19 protein-coding genes and 1 tRNA gene are annotated in these 22,008 nt (G+C 45.7%); 5 read left to right on the top strand and 15 right to left on the bottom strand.

Annotated features, from left to right (window positions below):
* Positions 1-2 precede the first annotated feature (2 nt).
* The 4 genes from IEY13_RS11480 to IEY13_RS11495 form a co-directional block, all read right to left on the bottom strand.
* Complete coding sequence (locus tag IEY13_RS11480; RefSeq protein WP_188952111.1) at positions 3-1,550, bottom strand: phenylacetate--CoA ligase family protein; 1,548 nt, start codon at positions 1,548-1,550, stop codon at positions 3-5.
* Positions 1,551-1,562: 12 nt separating this feature from the next.
* Entirely contained in the window at positions 1,563-3,140 is a 1,578-nt protein-coding gene (locus IEY13_RS11485; RefSeq protein WP_188952112.1) for a pyridoxal phosphate-dependent decarboxylase family protein, read from the bottom strand.
* A 266-nt stretch (positions 3,141-3,406) separates the two neighbouring features.
* A complete protein-coding gene (locus tag IEY13_RS11490; RefSeq protein ID WP_188952113.1) occupies positions 3,407-4,060 on the bottom strand; it encodes a hypothetical protein in 654 nt (217 codons plus the stop codon).
* 758 nt (positions 4,061-4,818) lie between these two features.
* Complete coding sequence (locus tag IEY13_RS11495) at positions 4,819-5,343, bottom strand: hypothetical protein (RefSeq protein ID WP_188952114.1); 525 nt, start codon at positions 5,341-5,343, stop codon at positions 4,819-4,821.
* A gap of 204 nt (positions 5,344-5,547) precedes the next feature.
* Between IEY13_RS11495 and IEY13_RS11500 the strand changes: the two genes are divergently transcribed.
* Together IEY13_RS11500 and IEY13_RS11505 are read left to right on the top strand one after the other, a co-directional pair.
* Positions 5,548-6,831, top strand: a complete 1,284-nt coding sequence (locus IEY13_RS11500) for a toxin-antitoxin system YwqK family antitoxin (RefSeq protein WP_188952115.1) — start codon at positions 5,548-5,550, stop codon at positions 6,829-6,831.
* A 241-nt stretch (positions 6,832-7,072) separates the two neighbouring features.
* Complete coding sequence (locus IEY13_RS11505) at positions 7,073-7,723, top strand: hypothetical protein (RefSeq protein WP_188952116.1); 651 nt, start codon at positions 7,073-7,075, stop codon at positions 7,721-7,723.
* Between the two features lie 5 nt (positions 7,724-7,728).
* Here IEY13_RS11505 and IEY13_RS11510 read toward each other — a convergent pair whose 3' ends face one another.
* The 4 genes from IEY13_RS11510 to IEY13_RS11525 form a co-directional block, all read right to left on the bottom strand.
* Entirely contained in the window at positions 7,729-8,121 is a 393-nt protein-coding gene (locus tag IEY13_RS11510; protein WP_188952117.1) for a DUF5071 domain-containing protein, read from the bottom strand.
* A 150-nt stretch (positions 8,122-8,271) separates the two neighbouring features.
* A complete protein-coding gene (locus tag IEY13_RS11515) occupies positions 8,272-8,874 on the bottom strand; it encodes an ATPase (RefSeq protein WP_188952118.1) in 603 nt (200 codons plus the stop codon).
* Positions 8,858-9,193, bottom strand: coding sequence for a hypothetical protein (locus tag IEY13_RS11520; protein WP_188952119.1), 336 nt, complete (start codon positions 9,191-9,193; stop codon positions 8,858-8,860). The genes IEY13_RS11515 and IEY13_RS11520 overlap by 17 nt, the downstream gene beginning before the upstream one ends.
* 161 nt (positions 9,194-9,354) lie before the next feature.
* A tRNA-Asp gene (locus tag IEY13_RS11525) sits at positions 9,355-9,428 on the bottom strand.
* Positions 9,429-9,615: 187 nt separating this feature from the next.
* On the opposite strand from IEY13_RS11525, the gene IEY13_RS11530 reads away from it, so the two are divergent.
* A complete protein-coding gene (locus IEY13_RS11530) occupies positions 9,616-9,900 on the top strand; it encodes a GNAT family N-acetyltransferase (RefSeq protein WP_188952120.1) in 285 nt (94 codons plus the stop codon).
* Positions 9,901-9,910: 10 nt separating this feature from the next.
* Here the strand turns inward: IEY13_RS11530 and IEY13_RS11535 are convergent, their stop codons facing one another.
* From IEY13_RS11535 to IEY13_RS11565, 7 genes are read right to left on the bottom strand one after another with little or no spacing between them, the layout of a single operon-like run.
* Positions 9,911-10,954: a hypothetical protein gene (locus tag IEY13_RS11535; protein ID WP_188952121.1), complete on the bottom strand. Its 1,044-nt coding sequence runs from the start codon at positions 10,952-10,954 to the stop codon at positions 9,911-9,913.
* 13 nt (positions 10,955-10,967) lie between these two features.
* Positions 10,968-13,601 (bottom strand): MGH1-like glycoside hydrolase domain-containing protein, encoded by a 2,634-nt coding sequence (locus IEY13_RS11540; RefSeq protein WP_188952122.1) that lies wholly within the window; start codon positions 13,599-13,601, stop codon positions 10,968-10,970.
* 12 nt (positions 13,602-13,613) lie between these two features.
* Complete coding sequence (locus IEY13_RS11545) at positions 13,614-15,380, bottom strand: bpX3 domain-containing protein (protein WP_188952123.1); 1,767 nt, start codon at positions 15,378-15,380, stop codon at positions 13,614-13,616.
* Positions 15,370-18,018, bottom strand: coding sequence for a hypothetical protein (locus IEY13_RS11550; RefSeq protein WP_188952124.1), 2,649 nt, complete (start codon positions 18,016-18,018; stop codon positions 15,370-15,372). The genes IEY13_RS11545 and IEY13_RS11550 overlap by 11 nt, the downstream gene beginning before the upstream one ends.
* Positions 17,981-18,748, bottom strand: coding sequence for a hypothetical protein (locus IEY13_RS11555; protein WP_188952125.1), 768 nt, complete (start codon positions 18,746-18,748; stop codon positions 17,981-17,983). The genes IEY13_RS11550 and IEY13_RS11555 overlap by 38 nt, the downstream gene beginning before the upstream one ends.
* Positions 18,721-19,887: an AAA family ATPase gene (locus IEY13_RS11560; RefSeq protein ID WP_229687829.1), complete on the bottom strand. Its 1,167-nt coding sequence runs from the start codon at positions 19,885-19,887 to the stop codon at positions 18,721-18,723. Before IEY13_RS11560 ends, IEY13_RS11555 begins: the two co-directional genes overlap by 28 nt.
* Entirely contained in the window at positions 19,856-20,500 is a 645-nt protein-coding gene (locus IEY13_RS11565) for a conflict system bpX4 domain-containing protein (protein WP_188952126.1), read from the bottom strand. The genes IEY13_RS11560 and IEY13_RS11565 overlap by 32 nt, the downstream gene beginning before the upstream one ends.
* A 48-nt stretch (positions 20,501-20,548) precedes the next feature.
* Between IEY13_RS11565 and IEY13_RS11570 the strand changes: the two genes are divergently transcribed.
* Together IEY13_RS11570 and IEY13_RS11575 are read left to right on the top strand one after the other, a co-directional pair.
* Positions 20,549-21,385, top strand: coding sequence for an SDR family NAD(P)-dependent oxidoreductase (locus IEY13_RS11570; RefSeq protein ID WP_188952127.1), 837 nt, complete (start codon positions 20,549-20,551; stop codon positions 21,383-21,385).
* Positions 21,382-21,984: a hypothetical protein gene (locus tag IEY13_RS11575; RefSeq protein WP_188952128.1), complete on the top strand. Its 603-nt coding sequence runs from the start codon at positions 21,382-21,384 to the stop codon at positions 21,982-21,984. The genes IEY13_RS11570 and IEY13_RS11575 overlap by 4 nt, the downstream gene beginning before the upstream one ends.
* The last annotated feature ends 24 nt before the right edge of the window (positions 21,985-22,008 follow it).

The following is a 22,008-nucleotide window of genomic DNA, read 5'->3' on the forward strand; positions in this document are numbered from 1 at the left end:
TGTTATTGAAATATGTCTCTGATTAATGGCACCTTACCTACTTTGGTTTTATGCAATTCGCTGCTGCCTTTTGCAATAAACTTTACCAGGAAGGAGTATCGGGTATTTTTGATATTACTGCTATTAGCTTCCAGCTTGTTAAAGAGCGACAGGGAGGAAGCAAATGCGTTATAGAACAGCTGCTGCAGACTATCATCCGTTAACGCCGCTTTTAGTTTGGCAGCATACTTTTCCGGATCATCTACCGTAGCCAGCAATGCCAGCTTTGTATCCTTACGATAGTTTACAAACTGAATTTCCTGCGCCAGTTCTTTCAGGTCAGCAATACCCTTTTCCTTAAGCGCAGTAGCAATGTTTTCGTAAGCCAATGGAGCAAAATACTGGGTATCACCCAGGTGTATCATATCCCCGCTTCTTCCCGAAAACTCAAACTGAAACGTTTTTAACGTATCGGTTACAATGTATTCCCTTCTTATTACGCGGTCGCCCACCTTATAACGGATAACCGGTGCTTCATTGCCAAAAAGCCGGGTAACTACCAGTTCCCCCTCCTCGCCTTCCGCCACCCATTTGCCGTTTTCATCTACCACTTCTATAAAGTGTAAACCAGGCACAGCAGCCAGTCCGGGCAGTTCGTGGTTTAACTGCAGACCAATGGTTTCTGCCTGCGTGGCAGCGAAATAGCTAAGAATAGCTACATCAGGATACAGCGCTTTCAGTTCTTTCTGCTGCAGGTGTGTAAGCAACCCGCTACCATACATAGCCACTTTCAGGCTTTTACGCGCTTCTTCCGGCATACCAATGCCCAGCTGGCTCAGCAATGCAATACCCTGCGATATGCCCATGATAGCCTTAGGGCCTTCATAGCTCATCATATGCTGATATACATCTTTGTTCAGCGGGCCTGCACCCACGTAGTTAATACCCGGTATCTTCTGCAATACTCCTCCTACCATGGTACCACTGCTCCACATCTGATAATCGGCCAGTGTGGTAGCCACCCATTTAGGCTGCGTACCAGTCAGATAGTTTTTCAACATGTGTTTGCCAATAAAGTCACCCGCTATATCATAGGTTTCCTGCAGTTCTTTTAACGGGTATACTGTTTCGGCCAGTACACCGGAAGTAGTTCCACCGCTGGCTACTATTTCAAAACCTCCGTGACTTAAAGGCACCACCATTCCGGGGCGGTCGCCCATAAAAAAATCTGCCATTTTGTTTTTATCAGAAACAGGCAGCTGCTGCCATTCTTCAAAATTGTTTGGCGCTACGCTTAAGCCGCTCTTGCCTATATATGCTTTCCACATTGGGTTCAGCAACAGAATATTGGTAATCTGCTGCAGCCTGCGAAAAGAAAGCGCCTGTTGCGCTTCTATATCCACCGCACTATATTCCTCTTTCTGTAATGCTTTTGCAAACTCCTTCAGCTTGCCGTAAAACGAAGGCAACTGAATAACCTCTTCAATACTCCGGGGTTTCCACTCGTTATCGGGTATTAATTTATTTACCAGTTCGGCAACCTGGTTTGTTTCTGATTTTTTAGGCTTCATGTATAATGCTATTTATTGCGGTATAGAGAGAGTTTCGTAGCGGGCAGCAGGGTGTGCAACAATCATTTCCTGTCCGGTTCTTCTTATTTCCTGCAGCAGCATACGGAAGTTCTTCATTTCTATTTCATGGTTCATAAAAACCACCCGCAGTACTTCCTGTCCGTTTAGCTCCACTTTTGAAATAAAGAACCTGCCATCCTCTTTGGTTTTATTGCGGATATACAATTGAAAATGGTGATGTACTTCCGGGTCCAGATTATCGGGTGTATACCGGAAACAAAGAATATTTGCCTGAGGTTGGTGTATCACCTCAAAGTCATCTTCGTTCAGCAACACCTCATACGCCTGGTTAGCAAGCTGACACAGGTGATCTATTTTCTGAGAAAAAACAGCTTTTCCGTGCATAGCCCATGAAACCCAAAGGTTCATAATAACAGGCCTTTTGGTGCACTCAAAGTTTTGTTCACCACTATCCAAAGCTGTATAAATATCTGATTCTTTTTCAAAAACATAACTGGCTTCCTGGCGAAAAGCGCCGTAGCTTCTCTGCTTATCTTTATAAAACAATAAGGTACAGGTACCGGGTGTAAACAACATTTTATGGGCATCCCATGCAAACGAGTCTGCTTTTTCCAGCCCTTTTAATTTATGCCTGTGTTTGTCAGATAACAACAAACTGGCACCATGGGCGCCATCTACATGCAACCAGATATGATGCTCCTGCGCAATAGCAGCCAGCTCCTCTAACGGATCAAACGAACCGGTATCTGTAGTACAGGCTGAGGCTACCATACAAAACACATGTAAACCCTGTTCTTTTGCTTTTTTTAAACGGGCCTGCACTCTGCTGCTGTCTATAGCGTTATTTTCATTTACCGGCAGCTTTACCATCTGGTCTTCGCCAATACCCATTATACCAATGGCTCTTTTAATACTGTAATGTGCGTTCTCGCTAACAGCAACAGCAGGTTTGCCCTCTTTATTCCATCCATAAAAGCCGCTGCTCCAAACATCGGGGTATTTATGGTTGCGGGCAGAAAGCAATGCAGTAAGGTTAGCCAGCGAGCCGCCCGAAGTGGTAACCATAGCAAAAGAATTTTCGGGGTACCCGATAAATGTATTCAGCTCATCCTGCATAATCCGCTCCGCAACATTGGGTAGCTGCGCCGCTTCGTAAAAAGAAGAAGGCTGATTAACGGTAGAGTTTACCAGATCAAAAATGCCCGACAAGGGCAACACACCGGAAAACTGCCTTCCCATATACCCTTTGGAATGTACCTGAATACCGGTTCTTGTATACAATTCAATAATTTTACGGAGACGGCTTTCGTCAAATGGCGCTATTTCTTCAGACGCACTGGTCATAAGGCTTCTGGCCTTATGGGTAAGCATAGAAGGATCTGTAAGGGCCAAACCACTAACAGGTTCTATCTGCTCCAGATATTGTTCCAGGGAAGAAACTACTACTTCGGCTATTTTACGGAAGGCTTTGGTAGAATAAGCTTCTTCGCAGGATATACTTTCAGGTGCCGGAATTGTTACAGAAGGGTGTTTGTGGTTAATCAGGCCAGCATTTTCGTTACTAGACATGGCATTCTTTTTTCAATTAGTTATTTTCTTTACGCAGTTGCTCATAAGATATATCAGAAAAAGACATCTGTATTCAAATAGCCGCAGGGGTATTTTACCGAACAAATATAACCATGGCATTTATAAATAAAATACCGGCTTTCCGTTATACAGATATAAATAAACGTTCATTAAATGCAAAAGCAATCTGTTAAAAGCAAGTTCCGGCTGCAAAGCATTGCAGCACAGAACTAACTTCCCATACACATTACTTATAAAAAATGTAATTATACAAGCTGACGCAGGAATACGGCAGGCTCTCCGGAACCGGTACAGGTAAGCGTGGTAAGGGTAATAAGATTACCATCTGCATTTTTACCGGTGATAATAATGTTCTGTAACCCTACAGACAATACGCCTAAGCGCTCGCCACTGGTAACTTCCACACCCATTTCATGCGGAGTACCTGTTTTGGTAGCGATAATATTGCCTGTTCCGTTAACAATAAGCAGTCTGGAACCGATGCCCGGAGGCGGAAAAAGCTGGCTTACAGTAATATTGGTAAGCGGCGCAACCGGAAAATACGGTGGTGTTGAATAACTGCCTGGCACATAGTGGTAAGGCACAAAATAAGCGTTAATGGTTAAGCCAAACTCAGGCGTATCGCCGGTATGCAGGCAATACATCCAATGTGAAGTAAACGGCACACCAGACTCCGTTTGGCCAACAGCTACATAGCTTTCATGAACTACCAGTGGCGCAAGCGTTTTGCCACCATTAAGGGTAAGGTTGTAAAATACATTTGTAAAAAGCGTACCTACAGAGTATACCCCTGAAGCGCCCTCAATTACAGGTAGTATGGCAGGCCCCACACCACCACCCTGCCAGGCTACATAAGGGTAAATGTTTACGTTTTTTACTTTAACAGGATTTGCGAACATGTGTTTTGTGTTTTAGGTTATAAATATTTGAGGAGCCAAAGTAAATATTTATTTATCACAAATCATAATAACAAATACCAACTTAACTTATAAATAGTTTTATGATTCTTTTAAAACGCCATTATTATCATTTAAAACTTTACATAACCTTCTCATTTTCCGATGGTATATAAAAAAACAGCCATCACATCCACAAACCTTAAAATTTTACATTTAATTTTTAGATAACACAAAAAAACATACATCTCCGAGCATCATGGTGCAACAATGAAAAAAAAGAAAATATTATTTCATACATAAATACGAACTACTACACCATGCCAACTACCGGAAAACCGTTAGAGAAAAGAATGTTACCAGCCGGGGTAATAGTTTAAACATGTATCAATGAAAATATCCGTAAACGGTAAAAGTGCGCAGAAGTAATGTAGCGGTACAATGGGGGAGCTATTATATTGCCGCCAGAACCATTTACCTTGCTCCTGAAAAAGCATGGGGCAAATCACCTGCGTTTATTAAAATGAAAAAGCTAGTTATAATATAGCATCTAACGTACTATTTTATAACTAGCTTTTTCAACTCCCCCTGTGGCCTACAAAAAAGAGGAACTGCTTCCGTTGTCTGAAAACAGTTCCTCTTCTTAGTTTATTCCTCAGGCTGAACCGGCTACAGCAGATGCAGCTTCCGGGATACCTTCTGTTTACAACAGCACATTGTTACACCGGTAAGCAGTAGTGTATTATGCATTGTAAACACTGTTATTTAAAGCGGATATTATAAGTAAAGCCAATACCTACGTGCTGAATATTACCGCCATTATCATCACCACGCAGCACACCGTTGTAAAATCCAAAAATGTTCCAGTCGTAGTTGTGATACCCTAATTCAGGGCGTACATAAAAACCACCTTTGCCATCTTCTACACCGGTTAAAAAGCTATAACCCACATCGGTTCCTAAAAAGAAACCCTTGCTTTGTGGATAATACCGGAGAAATGCACCCAATGGAATAGTTCCGAAGTCTTTCAGCCCTTCCTTCGCAAAAAAGTGGTTATAACCGGTGGTAATACCTGCACCAATATGATTGGTGGTCATAATCTGACCTTTCAGGTCAAGCCCCAGCGCAAGGCTGCTGTAATCTGATAAATCACCTACAGGAACGCCCACATTCGCCCCTATTTTAAGCCACGAGTTTCTGCTGGTAACTTCGGTGCTTGTTGTAGACTGCGCAAACACACTCATTGAGCCAACCAGAGCGGTCAGCAGTAAGATGTACTTTTTCATAGTTACGTATTTTATATGCCTGCTAATGCAAACTGCATACCAGTAATATTTAGGCAGTTACGAAAAAGCTACCCAGGCAATTACCAGGGAGGCAATCTCAGCAATCATTCATCCCCCCCGTATACAAGCTTGCTATTACCCGGCACTGCATCAAACAGCTCAATGTTAGTAGCTTTCTATTATATTTATACTATAAATAGTTTTATGCGCGCCCTTTTTACCCGCTTTGCATATGTATTGCTTATCGCCATGCTTACCCTACCAGCTATTACGGCAGCGCAGGACATTACCGACACCTTGTTCTACGACATTAAATGGCAACTCTGCGAAAGAACACCAGCACATTATTACCGCATTGGCACCATGCGCATAGACAGCCTGGCCCGCTATATTGGCCCTGCTACAGATTACTATATGAACGGCCAGCCCGAAATGCAGGCTACCTATAATTTGAAAGGAGACCTGGACGGAGACGCCGTTTTTTATTATCCTGACGGCAAAATCAAAATGAAAGGACATTTTACGCAGGGTAAAATGACCGGGCAATGGCACTTGTACAGCAGCACCGGCATTCTACGCGCAGTAATGGATTGTAAAAGTGAAACCAACTTTACCCCCCTCTTCCTTTACAATAAAAAAGGCAGGCCCCTACTGGAAGATGGCAGCGGCAAATTTACGCTGGAAACAAAAGAATTTGAAGGCCTGATATTACCCTCAGGTCTGGAAATAGACGGAGAAGTACGTAAAGGGCTAAAGGATGGCAACTGGGAATACACCACCTTCTACAACACCTTTTTTGGACACATCAGCCGTACACATCGCGTTTTTCTATCGGAGCAATACGTACGTGGCCGATTTATCCGCGGCCTGCACAACCCGCACGAAACCATAGACAAAAGAAAAATAGTTACCTCCCCCTTTGCCGCCATTACGTTATGGCCCCCAAAACTACTTACGCTGGATCAGCTGAAGGCCGATCTGGTGTTTGCCCCTACCGCAAGCGGTGTTCATCAGCTAAGATCTTTTCTTGTGCGGGGCCACGCACCTGTTATAGAAGAGGCCCCTAACTCTGCAGACCAGAATTTTGCCCTGTTTATAAGGGTAATATGTAATGCACTGATAAAAAAAGAGGAACTGGCTTTTAAAGGATTCTCCTCTCCCGGCAAAACCTGCTATGCAGATTCCTACCCTATGATACGCCCCGGCCAGACGGTAAACAAAAAAGACAGGTACAATGCCAGCATCCGCTTTACCATTCTCCCCAACCGCTCCGTTGGCAACCTTACAATAGACGGAAAAATTGACGACCGCAGCCGGGAACTGATTACCTACTACCTGCTAAAACTCCGCAAACTATACCTGGACCCCGGGGACGAACTCAACAAGATAGTGCTGACACTACAAACCACCAGCAACAGCGGAAGCAACTACCTGCCTGTTATTCAGCTAAGCAGACCAGCACAGCCATATCCAGACGTTAATTATTGATTATTACCATTCTACAACAACAACCGGCAGTCTTCCGTATTCACTTCCGGGCGGAAAAATAATGCCTCCAACTCCATTAGAAAACTTTCTTGTTCATTCAGAAAACTTTCTGACTCTCTCAGAAAGTTTTCCATCTCAACCAGAAACACCTTGATATCGTTCAGAAACATCACTGATTTAACTGGAAAATTTTCTATACCAACCAGAAAGTTATTCCACGCAAACACACAGGCTTTTTTTTATGAAAAAATACAAAGACTTCATTCCGCATGCTGATGCAGAGCTAAGTGTATACGCCAGCGCATATAAGCAAAACTTCAGAAATGTAGCCGCCACAGCTATTCCCTATATGGGCAACGAAGACATAGAAGAGCATGAAGCAGAGGTTCAGGAAATGATTGACGCTATATACGATGTGGAAAAGAAAAAGGCAGATCTTGCAGCTGCGGTAGCCCGCAAAAAAGAGCTGGTGCAGGCCGTTACCACTAAAATGAGGCGGATGGCTATGTACGCCAAGAAAGGAAATGCCGGCGACAACCCGGTGGTAACCGGCGGCGGCTTAAAATGTAACGCCGTACAGGTGGATGTAAAAAATTTGCGCCCACAGCTAACCGTTACATCCGCCAACGATTACATATCCGTTGCTTTTCATAAAAACTACTCCTTACCTGTTGCCATCTATAGCCGAAAACCGGGCGATAACGACTGGGAATTTATAAGCTACGCCACTACTTCACCTTATATAGACAAAAGACCAGCCAGCATTCCCGGCCAGCCGGAAAGCAGAGAATATAAGGAACATTATACCGATTTTGTAAGCTACATTAGTGAAGCGAGCAGTATTATAGAGGTGGTATTTTACCCGATACTTGTTGTAAAAAGGAAGGAATAGCCACATTATTGCCTCTCGGGGTTAAACGCGTTATTTAAAATATCCATCGCTTCCTGATGTACGCCTTCTTCCAATTCGTCTTTTGTTGGATATTTTGCAATCCGTTCTATTTCCTTCAACAGAGCATGGTTTTGAGTGTTCCTTCCAAGCGCTACCAACACCCATAGCTTCCAAATACCATCATTCGTCCTTAAAATCTTTATTATGTCTGGCACTAATTGATCTGCAAACGGCCTTAACACCTCTGCAACAGGCCGGGCAATTGGCCAGTTAATATCCTGAAGCCATTCCAACAAATCAGAAACAATAGGCTTCATCTCCTCAAATGAAAGCTTTTTAAGCCCTTCAATCACTTCCTGATCATCCTTATGTCCGGGAACAAGTTCGCGTATGTTCATGATTTGAGAAACCTATATTACAAACTTATCCAGCACATAGGTTTCCACCCAGGCCGGAATATTACTATCAACGACCTCTATAGTAGTTCCATTTACAATTTCCAATACAAGGCGGTAGTAATCGTCTGAATTATCTATAACAAAACACCTCTAACAACAGGGAATTATTGAAGCCAGTAATTCCATTGAGCGCACATAACGCTCTTTTATTTTTTGCTCACTTACAGCATGACCGCCTTTATTAACACGCGCTGCAACCCTCGCCACATTGATATCAGCCGATTCTGTAGATATAAAATAAAGGTAGTTTTTAAAGCCTGCATTACGGGAGCGTTTAAACATCTCCAACTTGGATTCATGAGACATTACTGTTTCAAATGAAAAAGTTTCACCCTGGTTTAACAACAGATTTCTAAGAAAATCTGCTATTAATGCAGCAGCATAGGAATTAGCCTGCTGATTGACTTTAATAATATTGTTAGAAAATGAAATTATAACTTCGAAGCCTTCTTCTGTAGCCTTAGCCAATAAAGTAGAATCCTGTAAAAAGGAAGTAAAAGCAGATTCAGTAGAACTTAACCCATAATCGCCCAGGTTAACAAAGCCTTTATCGCGACAAGCTTTTTCAATATCATCGGCATTAATATAGGCTCCCGTAATTACCAGCTTTTGAATTTCTTTAATGATGGTACTTTTACCTGAACCATTGGGACCAGCAAAAACACGCATTCTCTGGCTAGCCTTTTTTGACATACAGTACAGTTCCTTTAGTTAGCATTCTTTTCTTTATAGCAGCCGTACGTTGTTCTATTTCACTTATTTTTTCCACCTCGCCATTATTACTCTTTCTAACCACCCACCCATCTTCAACTACCACAACAGGAATATTCAAAGCCTTATTCTCGTTAATAGCATTTGCCGCAGCACTACGTGCTATAGCGGTGAAAAATTGCTTATCCTGCCTGTCTTCTATCTCACTAAGGGAAGAGTAATGCGCTGCCTTCCGACGGTAAAACATGCCCGCATTTGATAACCTAAGCGCTGCCCGCCCCTTTCTCTTTGGATTTGCCATGGCTTACTATTTTAGTCTTACAACTAACAGTAATTAAATATACAAATTTTAAAAGTCAGATGGCGTCTGTGGCAGGAATGACTGTGATACTGTCAGGTAAAAGAACCACAAGAGAGAATTGATCCGAAAACAAAAAAGCTCACATTCCTGTGAGCTTTTTGCGGACCGGACGGGACTCGAACCCGCGACCTCCGCCGTGACAGGGCGGCATTCTAACCAACTGAACTACCGATCCAAACCTTCCCTTTTTTTTGATTTTCCGTGTTACCGTTCTATCGTTTTGGGAGTGCAAATATAGGGGTATTTGTTTTTAACAAACAAAACTTTTCCAAAAAATATTTTCAGCTAACTGATTGATTGTGTTTTAACAGTGTAAGTATGCCCGTAGATAGTAGATTTGAGTGTATTAAATAATTCCGGTTATGAGCAATGTGCAATTTACAAAAGACGAGAAAGGCAACGGCAGTTTTTACTTAGCCAATGGCGATAAAAGAATAGCGGAAATGGTGATACATGAGGGCAGCAACCACCTTACCGTATACCACACAGAAGTGCAACCGGAAGAAGAAGGCAAAGGACTGGCCAAACAGCTGCTGGAAGCTATGGTGGGCTATGTGCGGGAACATGGTATTAAACTGATTCCGTTATGTGCATACGTGGCAGCACAGGTAAAACGCCACCCGGAAAACTTCAGCGATATTTTATAAACAGCACCTGCTACAACCCTGTTTCCAGTGGCACATATCCGGTAGCTGCCATAGGAAGGTTGTCAAAAACCACTTCAGTAGAAGCAGGCACTGCAAAGGTAGAGCGGAACAGACTGCCACTTCCCGTACCTGCATTAGTGCTGCGGTTAATCCAGTAGAGATACTGCTTCTTTTTATCTAAAGTAAGCGCCAGCGGATAATCCAGTATATTAGTAAGCCCCAATTGGGTAGAGCGTAAAAAGGAAACCAGCGTAGCTTTTCCATCAGTAGTGCCTCTGAAAATATAGCTTACCTTATTTTCTGTACCGGGTTGCATGGCCAGGTATAAATTGCCACCGTTTACAACCAGGCCCGAAAACCAATCTGCACTGCCCGCAGTAACCGGAAAATCTGCTTTACTGTATAACAGGGTTCGTTTACTGGTATCGGCAAGTTGCGCACTGCTTACGCGCGAAAAACGGGCAGTGGAATCTTTTACTGTATAATTTTCGATAAGGAAAAGTGATTCGGATGCAGCGTCTACGGCAATATGGCTTACCGTCATAAGGGTATCACGCTGCAGCATACGTGTAACCTTGCCACCGGAATTGCTGGCGGAATACAGGTAATCTGCATTAACCACACTATCATGCTGTGTCCAGTACAGTGTGTTGGTTACCGGGTTAACAGCCAGCGCAGTTATAGGGGCTGCCACGCTTAATACCAGGCGGGGTGTACTGCCCAGGGTATCACCAGCGTAGATATCTGAATGTAAACGGCCCGCAGCACCACTGTTACGGGTTACCCAATATACATGGCCGGTAGTGGCATTGAGTGTAAACAGAGAGAGGGCCTGACTGGCCGCAACAGAATACAACTCTTTTATTTCAGGCCTGTTATCCATTGCGGCTTTGCGGCCTTTTACAATATAATCGTGCCCTGTTCCCCTGCTGATCCAGTATACAGAAGGAACAGAGCCTGGTGTAAATCCGGTTGGTATTTCTTCCGATTCTTTATCGCATGCTACCAGTAACAGCAACACGCAAAAAGAAGCGAAGGGTAGCTTCTTTAACATTTTTTCATTTTAATTAGCTGGTAGGTGTACCCATATGTTGTGGTTTATTTTTCATACGGATCAGATTCGCAATAAGTCCACTCCAGCCTGTCTGGTGAGAAGCGCCCAGCCCTTTACCGCTATCGCCGTGAAAGTATTCGTAAAACAATACCATATCAGCAAAATGCGGATCAGTTTGTAACTTCTCGTTGTTACCAAATACAGCCCTTCGTCCTTTATCGTCTTTCAGAAATATTTTCAGCAGTCGGTTAGCCAGTTCGTTGCCCACTTCTCTTAGTGACAGGTATTTGCCGGATGCCGTAGGATATTCTATGCGAAAATCATCTGTATAAAAAAAATGAAATTTACGTAAACTTTCAATCATTAAAAAATTCATAGGCATCCACACCGGCCCGCGCCAGTTAGAATTGCCCCCGTAAATAGAGGTATCGCTTTCGCCAGGCGTGTATTTTACCTGCAGCGTAACATCATCTACCTGTAGTGAAAAAGGAGTAGCATTGTACCGCTTTGACAATGAACGCACTCCATGCTCGCTTAAAAACTCCGTTTCGTCCAGCATGCGGCTCAGCAGCCTTTTCATGCGGTGACCGCGCAGCAGGCTGAGCAGGTGTTTTTCATCTTTCCCCTCTTCATACCAGCGGGATACCAGCTTTGCCAGATCGGGCCGGTGGCGTAAAAACCAGGCCATGCGTTGCGCAAACAGCGGGTTACTGTCCAATGTTTCTTTGGAAATAACTTCTACGGCAAAAAATGGTATCAACCCTACCAGGCTTTTAATTTTCAGCTTTACCACCTTGCCATCTGCACTTCTTATCTGATCGTAAAAGAACTCATCTTCTTCATCCCACAGGCCGCTATCTCCCTCACCCATATTGGCCATAGCACCGGCTATATGCATAAAGTGTTCAAAAAACTTAATAGCCATACTGGTGTAAACCTTATTGTTGGTAGCCAGCTCCAGCGATATATGCAGCATATTAAGGGCATATACAGCCATCCAGCTGGTAGCATCTGCCTGCTCCATTACCGCGCCGCCGGGCAGCACCATACTGCGGTCGAACGCGCCTATATTATCCAGCCCCAGAAAGCCGCCTTCAAAAATGTTACTGCCACCACTGTCTTTCCGGTTTACCCACCAGGTAAAGTTGATAAGCAGTTTATGAAACAGTGTTTCCAGAAAAGCATAATCTTTTTTACCCTTTTGCGCCGCATCCTGTTTATACACGCGGTACACCGCACCGGCATGTACAGGCGGGTTAACATCACCCAGCGACCATTCATAGGCCGGAAACTCGCCGGAGGGGTTCATATACCATTCCTCTGTAAGCATCGTCAGCTGCTGCTTGGCAAAGTCAGGATCAATCATGCCCAGTGTTACACAATGAAAAGCCAGATCCCACGAGGCATACCAGGGAAACTCCCATTTATCGGGCACCGAAATAATATCTTCATTATTCAACTGTTTCCAGTTGGCATTACGGCCGTTTAAACGCCCCGGAGGTGGTGGCGGCATGGCAGGATCGCCATCCAGCCATTGCTGCACCTTATAGCTGTAAAACTGTTTATTCCACAGCATACCAGCCAGGGCCTGCCGCTGAATTAACCTTTCATCATCGTTAATTACGTTGTATTGAACATCGCGGTAAAACTCATCAGCCTCTGCTACGCGTTGCGTAAACAACGTATCAAAATCGGCAAAAGCATCTGCCATTTCCACCTCTGTTAACCGCAACTGTATGGTTTCCGAGCCCTTTGCAGGTATTACCAACTCGTAGTCAATAGCTACTTTGGTACCATGCCCATCTGTATCTACCGATGGCTTTGCATGCAACAGAAAATCATTAATACCATCTTTAGGATAAGACGTTACCGAAGGGGTTTGGTATAAGCGCTGGTTATTGGTTTCGTTTTCGCAAAACAGCTGTGTGCCCCCCTTTTGGTGATACAGATGTTTAACCGTAAGCTTTTCATGCTTCAGATGCACACAGTTGTCTGTTCCGGTAAACAATACGGGTTTATAGGAATGACGGCCCCATATCCAGGTATTTCTAAACCAGGCAGTGGGCAGTACATGCAAAGCAGCGCTTTCGGTGCTTCGGTTATGAACGGTAATTTTTATCAGTATATCATCCGTATCTGCCTTGGCATATTCAATAAAAATATCAAAGTATTTATCCTCATTAAAAATACCCGTATCCAGTAACTCATACTCTTCCTGCTGTTTATTGCGGCGGCCATTTTCCTCCACCAGTAACTGGTAAGGAAATTCCTGCTGCGGATACTTATACAGCATTTTCATGTAAGAATGAGTAGGAGTGGCATCCAGATAGTAATACAGTTCTTTTACATCTTCCCCATGGTTGCCCTGCTGGTTGGTAACGCCAAAAAAGCGCTCTTTAAGTATAGGGTCTCTTTTGTTCCAGAACGCCAGTGCAAAACACAGCAACTGCTTTTCATCACAAATACCTCCTATCCCCTCTTCGCCCCAACGCCAGGCTTTACTGCGCGCCATATCGTGCGTAGTAAAATTCCATGCATCGCCATGCGCGCTATAATCTTCCCTTACTGTACCCCATTGCCTGTCGCTTACATAAGATCCCCATTTCTTCCATCCCTGCTGTTGCAGGCGTTGCTGTTCTACATTCATAAGTACAGATTTTTATCGTTTGCTTTGCTTATAGAGCTGTATATCCTTCGTCAGATTCTGATCAAATTTATTAAAGAGCTTTAACTCCTCCGCCATTTCCCGGTTGCGGCCAATATGAGCAGCAATAATTTCATAGCCAATCTGCTTTGCCGTTCCGGCGGCAGCCTGGCGGTGCTGGTACAGGTGTCCCATGGCCTTGAGATACAATTGCTTTTGCGGAACCAGCGTTGCTGTTTTGTATAAAGCAGCAGCCTGTTGTTCCAATGCGGCATCTGCCTCTATGTGAGAGAAATAGGTATTAAGGCACCGCAACGCATCGCTCTGTCCTGCTTCCCATCCGGAAAGCAGCAACGCCTGCGCGGTTTCATCATCCTGTAGCTTTTCCCGGTATACGCCAGCCGCATTCATATATTGCTTCTTTTGCTTGTATTCCAGCGCCAGTAATCCATAATGGTGCCGGGCTTCCTCGTTACGGCCCAGCAGCATAGCCAATTCACCGGCCTTATCGTGTTTATGAATGGTTATATATAGTTCCAACGCCTGCTGTAGCATATTCCCCTTTTCATAACACCTGGCAGCTTCTTCCGTCTGCTTCAGGTATTTGATATAAATAGCTGCCGCTTCTGCATAAAGCCCTCCTTTTTCCAATGCAGTGGCGGCTGCGCGGTAATCGCCCAGCAGTTTCATGTATACAAAAGCTGCTTTTTGATAGTCGCCGTTTTGCATAAGATCAGCCGCTGTTTGTCGGTACTGGTTGTTTAAAAGCTGATAGTGATCTTCAGGCAAAGTATAAGCCCCTGCACCCGCCGCACCCCTGTTGCTACCAAAGAGCGAAAAGCCACTCCAACGTTTTGAAAAACCTATTTCAGCCAGGTTGTTGCCGCCACGGTGTACCCCGCTGGTATCCAGCGGTACGGCATACTCCAAAGCTTTTTCAGGGTTGGTGCGAAACAGATCTAACAGCTTATCTACCTGTTTTTTATTACGCTCTTCCAGATCTTCATACTGCTTTTCCATTTTACGCATCCAGGAAAGCAATTTTCCCTGTGCGGCCTTGTATGAGGTGCCTGAATTATTGTTGTTACGGGAAGAGGTGCCGGTGTGGCCGGTTTTTACAGGAATACGGATAGGTATAAGCCCCGGCAACCAAAACAACAATCGTAAAAGTGCCCGCAATAACCGCAGTAACCACAATACCAGTTTTTCCCACCACGCCAGTGGTTTGCTATTCAACTCTGGCGACTGTTGCGGAAAGCTTTGCTTACTCAACTGCTCCAGCGTTTCCTCGGGTGATGTTACCTGAATAAACATACCACGCAGCTTTCCAGGCCGGTAAACGCCTTTTGCAGGCACCGATACCGCAGTTGTACTTTCCTGCGGCAACAGCAACAGGCTTTGCCACTGCACCGGCTGCTCCAGTGCAACCAACCCTGTTTCTGCATGCAGAAAATGCAGCTGCGGCCCCAGTAGCCGGTGCAGCTCGTCTGATGCAAGTATAGGATACAGGCTGGTATACTGTGCTATAAACAGATGATTGTGCACCAGCTGACAATATTCTGCCCTGCCTGCAATAGCTGGCAGCAGCGCTTGTTCCGGCACCACCAGACAGCCCCACAGACTATTGGCTTTTTTACCGGGTAACGCATATACATTCGCCATAGCCAGGTTCAACTGCATCTGCTGCATTTGCTGCAACCATTGCTCCACCGTACTGCCACGTATCAGCAACGCAGCCAGTGGGTACTGGTTTTGGTTGGATAGTGTAAGACTAAGCTCCATGGCGGATAATTTGCGAGGTAAAGTAGTTTACGGTACGCTTATACAGATCTGCGCTATCCCGCACCACTACTGATTTATGGTTATAAGGCAGATAATATTCATTCCCCGCAAAATAATGCGGGGTTGCTATGGCCAATGCTGTATCTATAACAAGGGGAATGTATACATCCTGATGAGATTGCACTTTAACTGCTTCAAGTACGATATTGGTTTTTGAAAACTGCATTATATATGCTTCCGCTTTGAGCAATGAAGAGAAAGTGGAGACTACGCGGGGTTTATCTCCTATCAGATGAACAATTTCACTGAGTGAAGAATCAATTCGCCCGTTATCAGAATATTTCTTCAAATACTCCATCTTATTCGCAATTTGCTGCGATGGGGCTATCACATCGTACAGTTCTTCTATATCCGGCTTCACCATTTTAAGTATAACAAAGCCTTTATTACTGACTTCAACATTACTACCATCGGGAAACACAAATAAATTCTCATTTTCATAATAAATTGCATCCACTGCACTGCGCTTTCTTTCTGCGCTCACCTGCAACCATTTTATAACACCACGGTGATTCAGCACCAGCACATGTGAATCATTTAATACCAGCTGCCCTTCCGTATTTATGTAAAGACTTTTCAGTTTTTTCATCCATGGTTTGGCGCCCACCTTGTTAAACGTATCCCCCAGTTCCGTCAGGTATTTTTCGTAATCGTTATAGTGCTGAACCATATCAGCCTCTGCGTGCCGGCGATGTATAGCAGGTTGGGGGCCGGGTTGTATAGTCCAGCAACCGTCGCCTTTTATATAATAGAAAGTATGCGCAATATGAAAGAACTGCGGATGAGAGGACAGCTGCCATTCGGGAAAGTCCAGCATATCACAGTTGCCGGTACGTAAGTTAAGCAAGCCTACCTTTTTGCCCTGCGCTGCAAAGCAGAGCAGTATTTTATCGCCCTGTTCGTTTACACACAAATCGAACAGACTACTATTGTCAGGTATTTTATAAGGCATCCATTCCCATCCCCGCTTATCCTTATAATCGCAGGCATGAAACAGTTGTTTGGTGCCGGTAACAATCCAGTAGTCGCCCAACTTTCCCAGCAGTTTTTTAATATTGTTATCTGCCGGGCATAAAATAGGATACGTTGCAGCAGCACTCACCTGCTCTTCCGAAAGTGGTGCTACAGGCCTGGGCGCTACCGGTTTAGCCGGTAGCTTTTTCTGCCATAGTATATCCAGCGGAAGCGTCATCTGCTGTAGCAGCTTGCGGCTTTTCTGCACTTTGCGGTATACAGATACCTGCCCCGTGGCTGTTACCATAATCCAGCAAACAAAACGGTGATAATGATCGCTTATCACCTTCTGCACTTCTATATGCCCCGCAGCCTCCTCGCTGGAAATAAAAAGCAGTTGCTGCTTTTTATTATCCGGCTGCGAAGCCAGATAACCGGATATACCGGCAGCGGCATGAAGTCCGGTATCTAAACGGCGCATGCCCGTTATTACCTCTTCCACGTTCCCGTAAGCAACAGGGAAATTATGCAGGCCCACTGCCTGTATATGAATAGCATCTTTAACACGGGGATGCTTAGCTATAGCCAGCGCCAGCGCATACCCCAGCACACGACAATTACCCCAGTTTTTAAGAGACACATCTATCAGCACGGTATATTCTGCATCATCACTGGCATGAGAAGCTTCCGGATGCAGGTATAACACTTCATTATTGGCCAGGCGGGATAGCAGCACCATATCATCATTGGCATATTCAGACAACAACATTCTGTCGAAGCTACCTTTGTTGGTAAGATCCGCAGCACCACCTGCCGGCTGCTCTTCCGGCAGGGAAAACAACACCGGCACAGACAAACCCGCCCACAGATGTTGCAGCAAAGCACCGGCCTGAAACGTTTCAGGATGCTGCAGTAGCGCCTCCAGCCAATCCGTGGGTGGTGCTGCATTGCCTGCTACCGGTAACTCAGGCAGTTCCGGCTCTTCTTTTATTTCGGGCAAACCGGAAAGTGCGTCCAGAATACCGGCTTCGTTCCTGAACTTTTGCGCCAGCAGGCTCAGGCATTGAAAATCTTTATCTACCCTGCGGAAAAACAAATCTCTTTGCTCATCTTCAGGACCACCGGGCATAGGAGTTGCCTGTAAACCCGTTTGCCTTAGCATAGGTAGCCAATGTGAGATACGTTCTACTCCTAAACGATTATGACTTTTACAAAACAGCACCTGCATCAGCTGCATTCTGGCAGTGCCGGTACGATAGTGAGCCGGTAGCTTTTGCAGCAGGTGCAATAATGGTTCTGCCTCTTTAATGTAAGCAGGTTCTGTACGGTTTCCTTTTGCCATACGGCTACAGGAGGCACGTACATGGCTTAACAGGTCTGTAACGTTGCTGTTGGCATTGGTGGCAGCAAACGCCAGTAGCAGGGCACCCAATGGAGGCCAGCCGTGTGGTAGTATAAACTCCAGCGTTTGCAGCAGCAGTGGGGTATACACAATAGTGCCCCCGCCATTGCTGCCTGCTATAACTTCCCCCCCATCTTCCAGCGACCAGAAATAGCCAGGCGTGCGTTGTATGTAGTGTTGCAGTTTACTGTCCATCAGCTGGTGAATTTTCAGGTGCTGCAATATTGCCGGTAGTTAACCGGAAAGAACTTACAGAAAGCGGGCGAAACTGTTGCCAGAACAATGGTAGTAAAGTCTGGTCTTGCTGCCACAGCGCCAGATTACCTTTACCCTCTGCTATCTGCTGCAATATGGGTGATAACACAGGCCATTCCAGCGTATACCCAACCGGCAGCAACAGGTTGCCGCTTTGCCATAACACCTGCGCATGTGACAGCGGCAGTAATGGGGTACCCAGCACCAATGCCTTATGGCGGTTAAGCAAACACCACTGCAACGGCTGCAGACGAACGGCAGCTGCAGTGGCAATGTACCTACCCAGTACATCTACCTTTACCAGCATACCACAGGCAGATTGTTCCTGTACACCGGGTACCAGCCGCACAGGTATTTGCTGTTGTATACCAAAATAGTTGTGATTAAACGCAGGCAGGGTAACAGGCAGCGCCTGTGCAATAGGCTGAAACTGCTCTTTTGCAGCAAGCTGCTTTTCGGGTACCAGTCCCCCCGGCCTGAACAAATGGCCGTTGTGCCAATGATAAAGCGTTGCAAAAGGAATGCTTTTTACTTCTGTGCTTACAGCCTGCTCTTTTGTAAAACCTTTTACCAGGCAACAGTGGTTGTTACAGGCTACCATCAGCTGCTCCCAATGCCTTATGCGGCCCAGATAATGCTGGTGCTGCCTGCTTATTTCCAGTACATATACTAATTCAGCTGTAACATCTTTTGCCATAACCCCTCAATTTCCTGTTGAATAAACCGTTTCTGTTCCGGGTTCTGAATCCAGTCGCACCGGGTTTGTACATACCGCAGTTTATCCTTAATTACATTCTGCGCTTCAAAAGACAGTTGAGGGGTATTCCAGGTATCGCGCAGCAGCAATACTTCCTTCATTACCTCATCGGGCTGAGGTACACTATTGTAAAATGCCTGCGGATGTGCCTGCTCATCTGTACTGTTTTCAATAACACTGTTGATGATACCGGCCAGTATTTCCATCTGCTCTTCGGTATCCCAGATATACTTTAACACCCACAGATCGGATAAAATGGCCTGCTGCCGGTTGCAAAGCAGGGCACTGGCAGCAATCAGATGCTGTAGTTTTACCGCATGCCTGTCAGACACTTTAATGCCTGTGTTACGCAGACTATGTATTACATCTATATATTGTTTACGAATGGATGCCAGATCTATGCTGCGGCTGGCAGCCTGCAGGGCCATAATGGCTTCCGGCGTAATTACAGGCCTGTCTTCTCCGGTACCCCGCTCCATGTTCCAACCGGCCAATAGAACCTCCTGCAACCTGTCGGGGTGTACATAATCGCATTTTACCCGCAGCAAAAACCGGTCGAGCAAGGCATTCAGCGCCTCATCTTCCGGCAGCAGATTGCTGGCCCCCACAAACATGAGTGCCGGCAGCTTACGGGTTTCCTTTCCCCGCCGGAACAACTTTTCGTTTAAAGCCAGCAACAAGCTGTTGAGAATAGCACTGTTGGCATTAAATATTTCATCCAGAAACACCAGTGAAGCTTCTGGCAGCATGCCTTCGGTATTGGTAACCAGCTCCCCTTCTTTCAGCTTACGGATATCGAACGGGCCAAACAATTCGTTAGGTTCCGTAAAACGGGTAAGCAGGTATTCAAAATTCCTGCCTCCTTCCAAACATTCCGACAACAGCCTTACGATAGCACTTTTAGCCGTACCGGGAGGGCCTAACAAAAAGAGGTTTTCGCGGGCAACAAGACTGATGCCCAGCAGGTCTGTAATCTCATCTTTACCAACAAAAGACTGTTTGATATATGAGAGTACATTTTTAAGTTGTGTAATCTGCTCCATTCCGTTATAATAATTCTTTCCAGAAATAATTGGCATAATTGCCCATTGACGCCTTAACTACCGGTGCCAGTGCCGGCAACTTTGCCAATGCAGCCTGTTTACAGGCAATAACCCTATCGGCATACAACTGCCGCAAAGTGGCATTATCAAGCACTACCGCCATATCAGGCAACTGCTCTGCGGCATAACAACTGATGCCGGAATAATGCCATTGCTGCAAACACGCCTGCAGCAGAGATATTATCACATCATCCGGATCTATATTTTCAGCCTGCTGCAACACCGCTGGCAGAAAACGCAGGCACAAATCGGCCGAGAGTATGGCATCCGGCGTTTGTGTGCCGTTGTAAGCAGGTAGCAAAACCGGCAGCTGTGTGTTTGTATGTTCGCGGTAAAGCAGCAGTTGGGCTGCTGTGTATATGGTTTTAGCCCCCCATAATGCCGCCGCTGCGTTAAAGGCAGGTGGCGTGGCCGGATAATCCAGACACTCATTACGATACTCCAGCTCCAGAAAATCGGTAACCAGCAAGGCTTCTTCCGCTTCAATAACTGCAATACGGGAAAAAAGCAACAACGACTCTTCGTTACGCAGATGGTAAATAGTATCCAGAAAGTGATGCCGGGCAGGGTTATTCATATCGGGTATCATGGGTAGGTTTCAAATATAAGTTTTTTAGCAATAGCTTTGCGCCATTGTATGAAACGTTTGCAACTAAAGAACCAATGGGTACTGGTAACCGGCGCATCGTCCGGCTTAGGTGAGGAAATGGCACGCCAGCTGGCAATACAGCATAAAGCCAACCTGCTGATTGTAGCGCGCAGGCGCGAAAGGCTGGAACAACTAAAGACTGAACTGGAGCAAAGCGCCGGTGTACAGGTAAAAGCTATTGCGGCTGATTTATCGGTACTGGCCGATGTAGACCGCGTAATAACAGAAAGCCTGGAAGGGGGACAGTTGTACGGAGCGGTTTTAAACGCAGGGCTTACTTACTTTGGCCGCCATGCCGATTTACCGTGGGACCGGTTTGAAAGTATACTGCAGACCAATGTGGTGGGTGTAACCCGCATTACCACTGCTTTGGTAAAGCATTTTGAAACTACCGGCAAGGAAGGAGGTTTAATGATAGTGGCCAGTATGGCCGCCCTGTATCCGGTACCTTACCAGGCCGCTTACTCTGCTACCAAAGCCTTTTTGCTAAGCTTTACCAATGCCCTTTCGCACGAAATTCAAAACCCGAAGTTTTCTGTTACCGCTTATGCCCCTGCAGGCATTGCGACGGAAATGACAGGTGGGGAAGCTTTCCATGGCCTTAAAAGCTGGCTGATGCCTGTAAAGCAGGCAGCTGCAGAGGGATTGCACGCTTTTGTTACCCGTAAATACAGCCATATACCAGGCAGGTTAAACCGGCTGGGCAGTATGTTTATGCACCTGTTGCCAAAGAAGTTTCTGGCAGCGCAGATGGGTAAAATCTATTATAAATCGCTGCTGCAAAGCGAAGCAGCAACCGGCACCCCAACACCTGGCCGGCCATGAGCAGCACCTGGCAACTGACCGCACCGGAGCTTACGCTGGTACAGAATGCCGAATGGCTGCTGACCAAGCAACAGATTACCGGAAAAGTGTATGAGTTGCTGGGTACGTTAAGTACCCGCTACAGCAACCTGCTGCTGCAATACCCGCCGGCCGATGCGGCAATACTACAGCCAACGCCTAAGATAGCCAGAGGAGAATATTACCGGCAGCTGCCATATGTAATACTGGACCAGCCGCGCTTTTTTAAACAGGAAGATGCCTTTGCCATAAGATCGCTTTTCTGGTGGGGCCAGCACTTTAGCATACATCTGCATCTATCTGGCAGGTATAAGGCGCAATATATGCCCCTGCTTCTGCGGCACCTGCAGCAAGGCCGTTTACAGCAGTGGCATACCGTGCTGGCAGAAGACCCTTGGCAGCATTATTTTGGGCCGGGCAACTACCAGCCGGTTACCCCGCAAACCACTGATATAAGCACTGCCTGGCAAACCCTACCATTTATAAAACTGGGGCAGTACCTTCCGCTGAACCGTTGGGAGGAAGCGCTTCCTTTTTACACCAGCCGCTTTGAAACATTGTTACAGCTGCTGCATACGTAAAAAATACACTTGCCCGCCTGCACC

This window comes from Filimonas zeae (assembly GCF_014641615.1).
In the GTDB taxonomy this organism is placed as follows: Bacteria; Bacteroidota; Bacteroidia; order Chitinophagales; family Chitinophagaceae; genus Filimonas; species Filimonas zeae.

What these genes read in the sequence shown, in the direction of transcription:
- IEY13_RS11535 (WP_188952121.1), bottom strand. Translation starts at nt 10,954, where the DNA reads ATGTTAAAGAAGCTACCCTTCGCTTCTTTTTGCGTGTTGCTGTTACTG.
- IEY13_RS11530 (WP_188952120.1), top strand. Translation starts at nt 9,616, where the DNA reads ATGAGCAATGTGCAATTTACAAAAGACGAGAAAGGCAACGGCAGTTTT.
- IEY13_RS11490 (WP_188952113.1), bottom strand. Translation starts at nt 4,060, where the DNA reads ATGTTCGCAAATCCTGTTAAAGTAAAAAACGTAAACATTTACCCTTAT.
- IEY13_RS11570 (WP_188952127.1), top strand. Translation starts at nt 20,549, where the DNA reads ATGAAACGTTTGCAACTAAAGAACCAATGGGTACTGGTAACCGGCGCA.
- IEY13_RS11495 (WP_188952114.1), bottom strand. Translation starts at nt 5,343, where the DNA reads ATGAAAAAGTACATCTTACTGCTGACCGCTCTGGTTGGCTCAATGAGT.
- IEY13_RS11555 (WP_188952125.1), bottom strand. Translation starts at nt 18,748, where the DNA reads ATGGCAAAAGATGTTACAGCTGAATTAGTATATGTACTGGAAATAAGC.
- IEY13_RS11480 (WP_188952111.1), bottom strand. Translation starts at nt 1,550, where the DNA reads ATGAAGCCTAAAAAATCAGAAACAAACCAGGTTGCCGAACTGGTAAAT.
- IEY13_RS11510 (WP_188952117.1), bottom strand. Translation starts at nt 8,121, where the DNA reads ATGAACATACGCGAACTTGTTCCCGGACATAAGGATGATCAGGAAGTG.
- IEY13_RS11520 (WP_188952119.1), bottom strand. Translation starts at nt 9,193, where the DNA reads ATGGCAAATCCAAAGAGAAAGGGGCGGGCAGCGCTTAGGTTATCAAAT.
- IEY13_RS11515 (WP_188952118.1), bottom strand. Translation starts at nt 8,874, where the DNA reads ATGTCAAAAAAGGCTAGCCAGAGAATGCGTGTTTTTGCTGGTCCCAAT.
- IEY13_RS11485 (WP_188952112.1), bottom strand. Translation starts at nt 3,140, where the DNA reads ATGTCTAGTAACGAAAATGCTGGCCTGATTAACCACAAACACCCTTCT.
- IEY13_RS11575 (WP_188952128.1), top strand. Translation starts at nt 21,382, where the DNA reads ATGAGCAGCACCTGGCAACTGACCGCACCGGAGCTTACGCTGGTACAG.
- IEY13_RS11500 (WP_188952115.1), top strand. Translation starts at nt 5,548, where the DNA reads ATGCGCGCCCTTTTTACCCGCTTTGCATATGTATTGCTTATCGCCATG.
- IEY13_RS11505 (WP_188952116.1), top strand. Translation starts at nt 7,073, where the DNA reads ATGAAAAAATACAAAGACTTCATTCCGCATGCTGATGCAGAGCTAAGT.
- IEY13_RS11540 (WP_188952122.1), bottom strand. Translation starts at nt 13,601, where the DNA reads ATGAATGTAGAACAGCAACGCCTGCAACAGCAGGGATGGAAGAAATGG.
- IEY13_RS11560 (WP_229687829.1), bottom strand. Translation starts at nt 19,887, where the DNA reads ATGCCAATTATTTCTGGAAAGAATTATTATAACGGAATGGAGCAGATT.
- IEY13_RS11545 (WP_188952123.1), bottom strand. Translation starts at nt 15,380, where the DNA reads ATGGAGCTTAGTCTTACACTATCCAACCAAAACCAGTACCCACTGGCT.
- IEY13_RS11565 (WP_188952126.1), bottom strand. Translation starts at nt 20,500, where the DNA reads ATGATACCCGATATGAATAACCCTGCCCGGCATCACTTTCTGGATACT.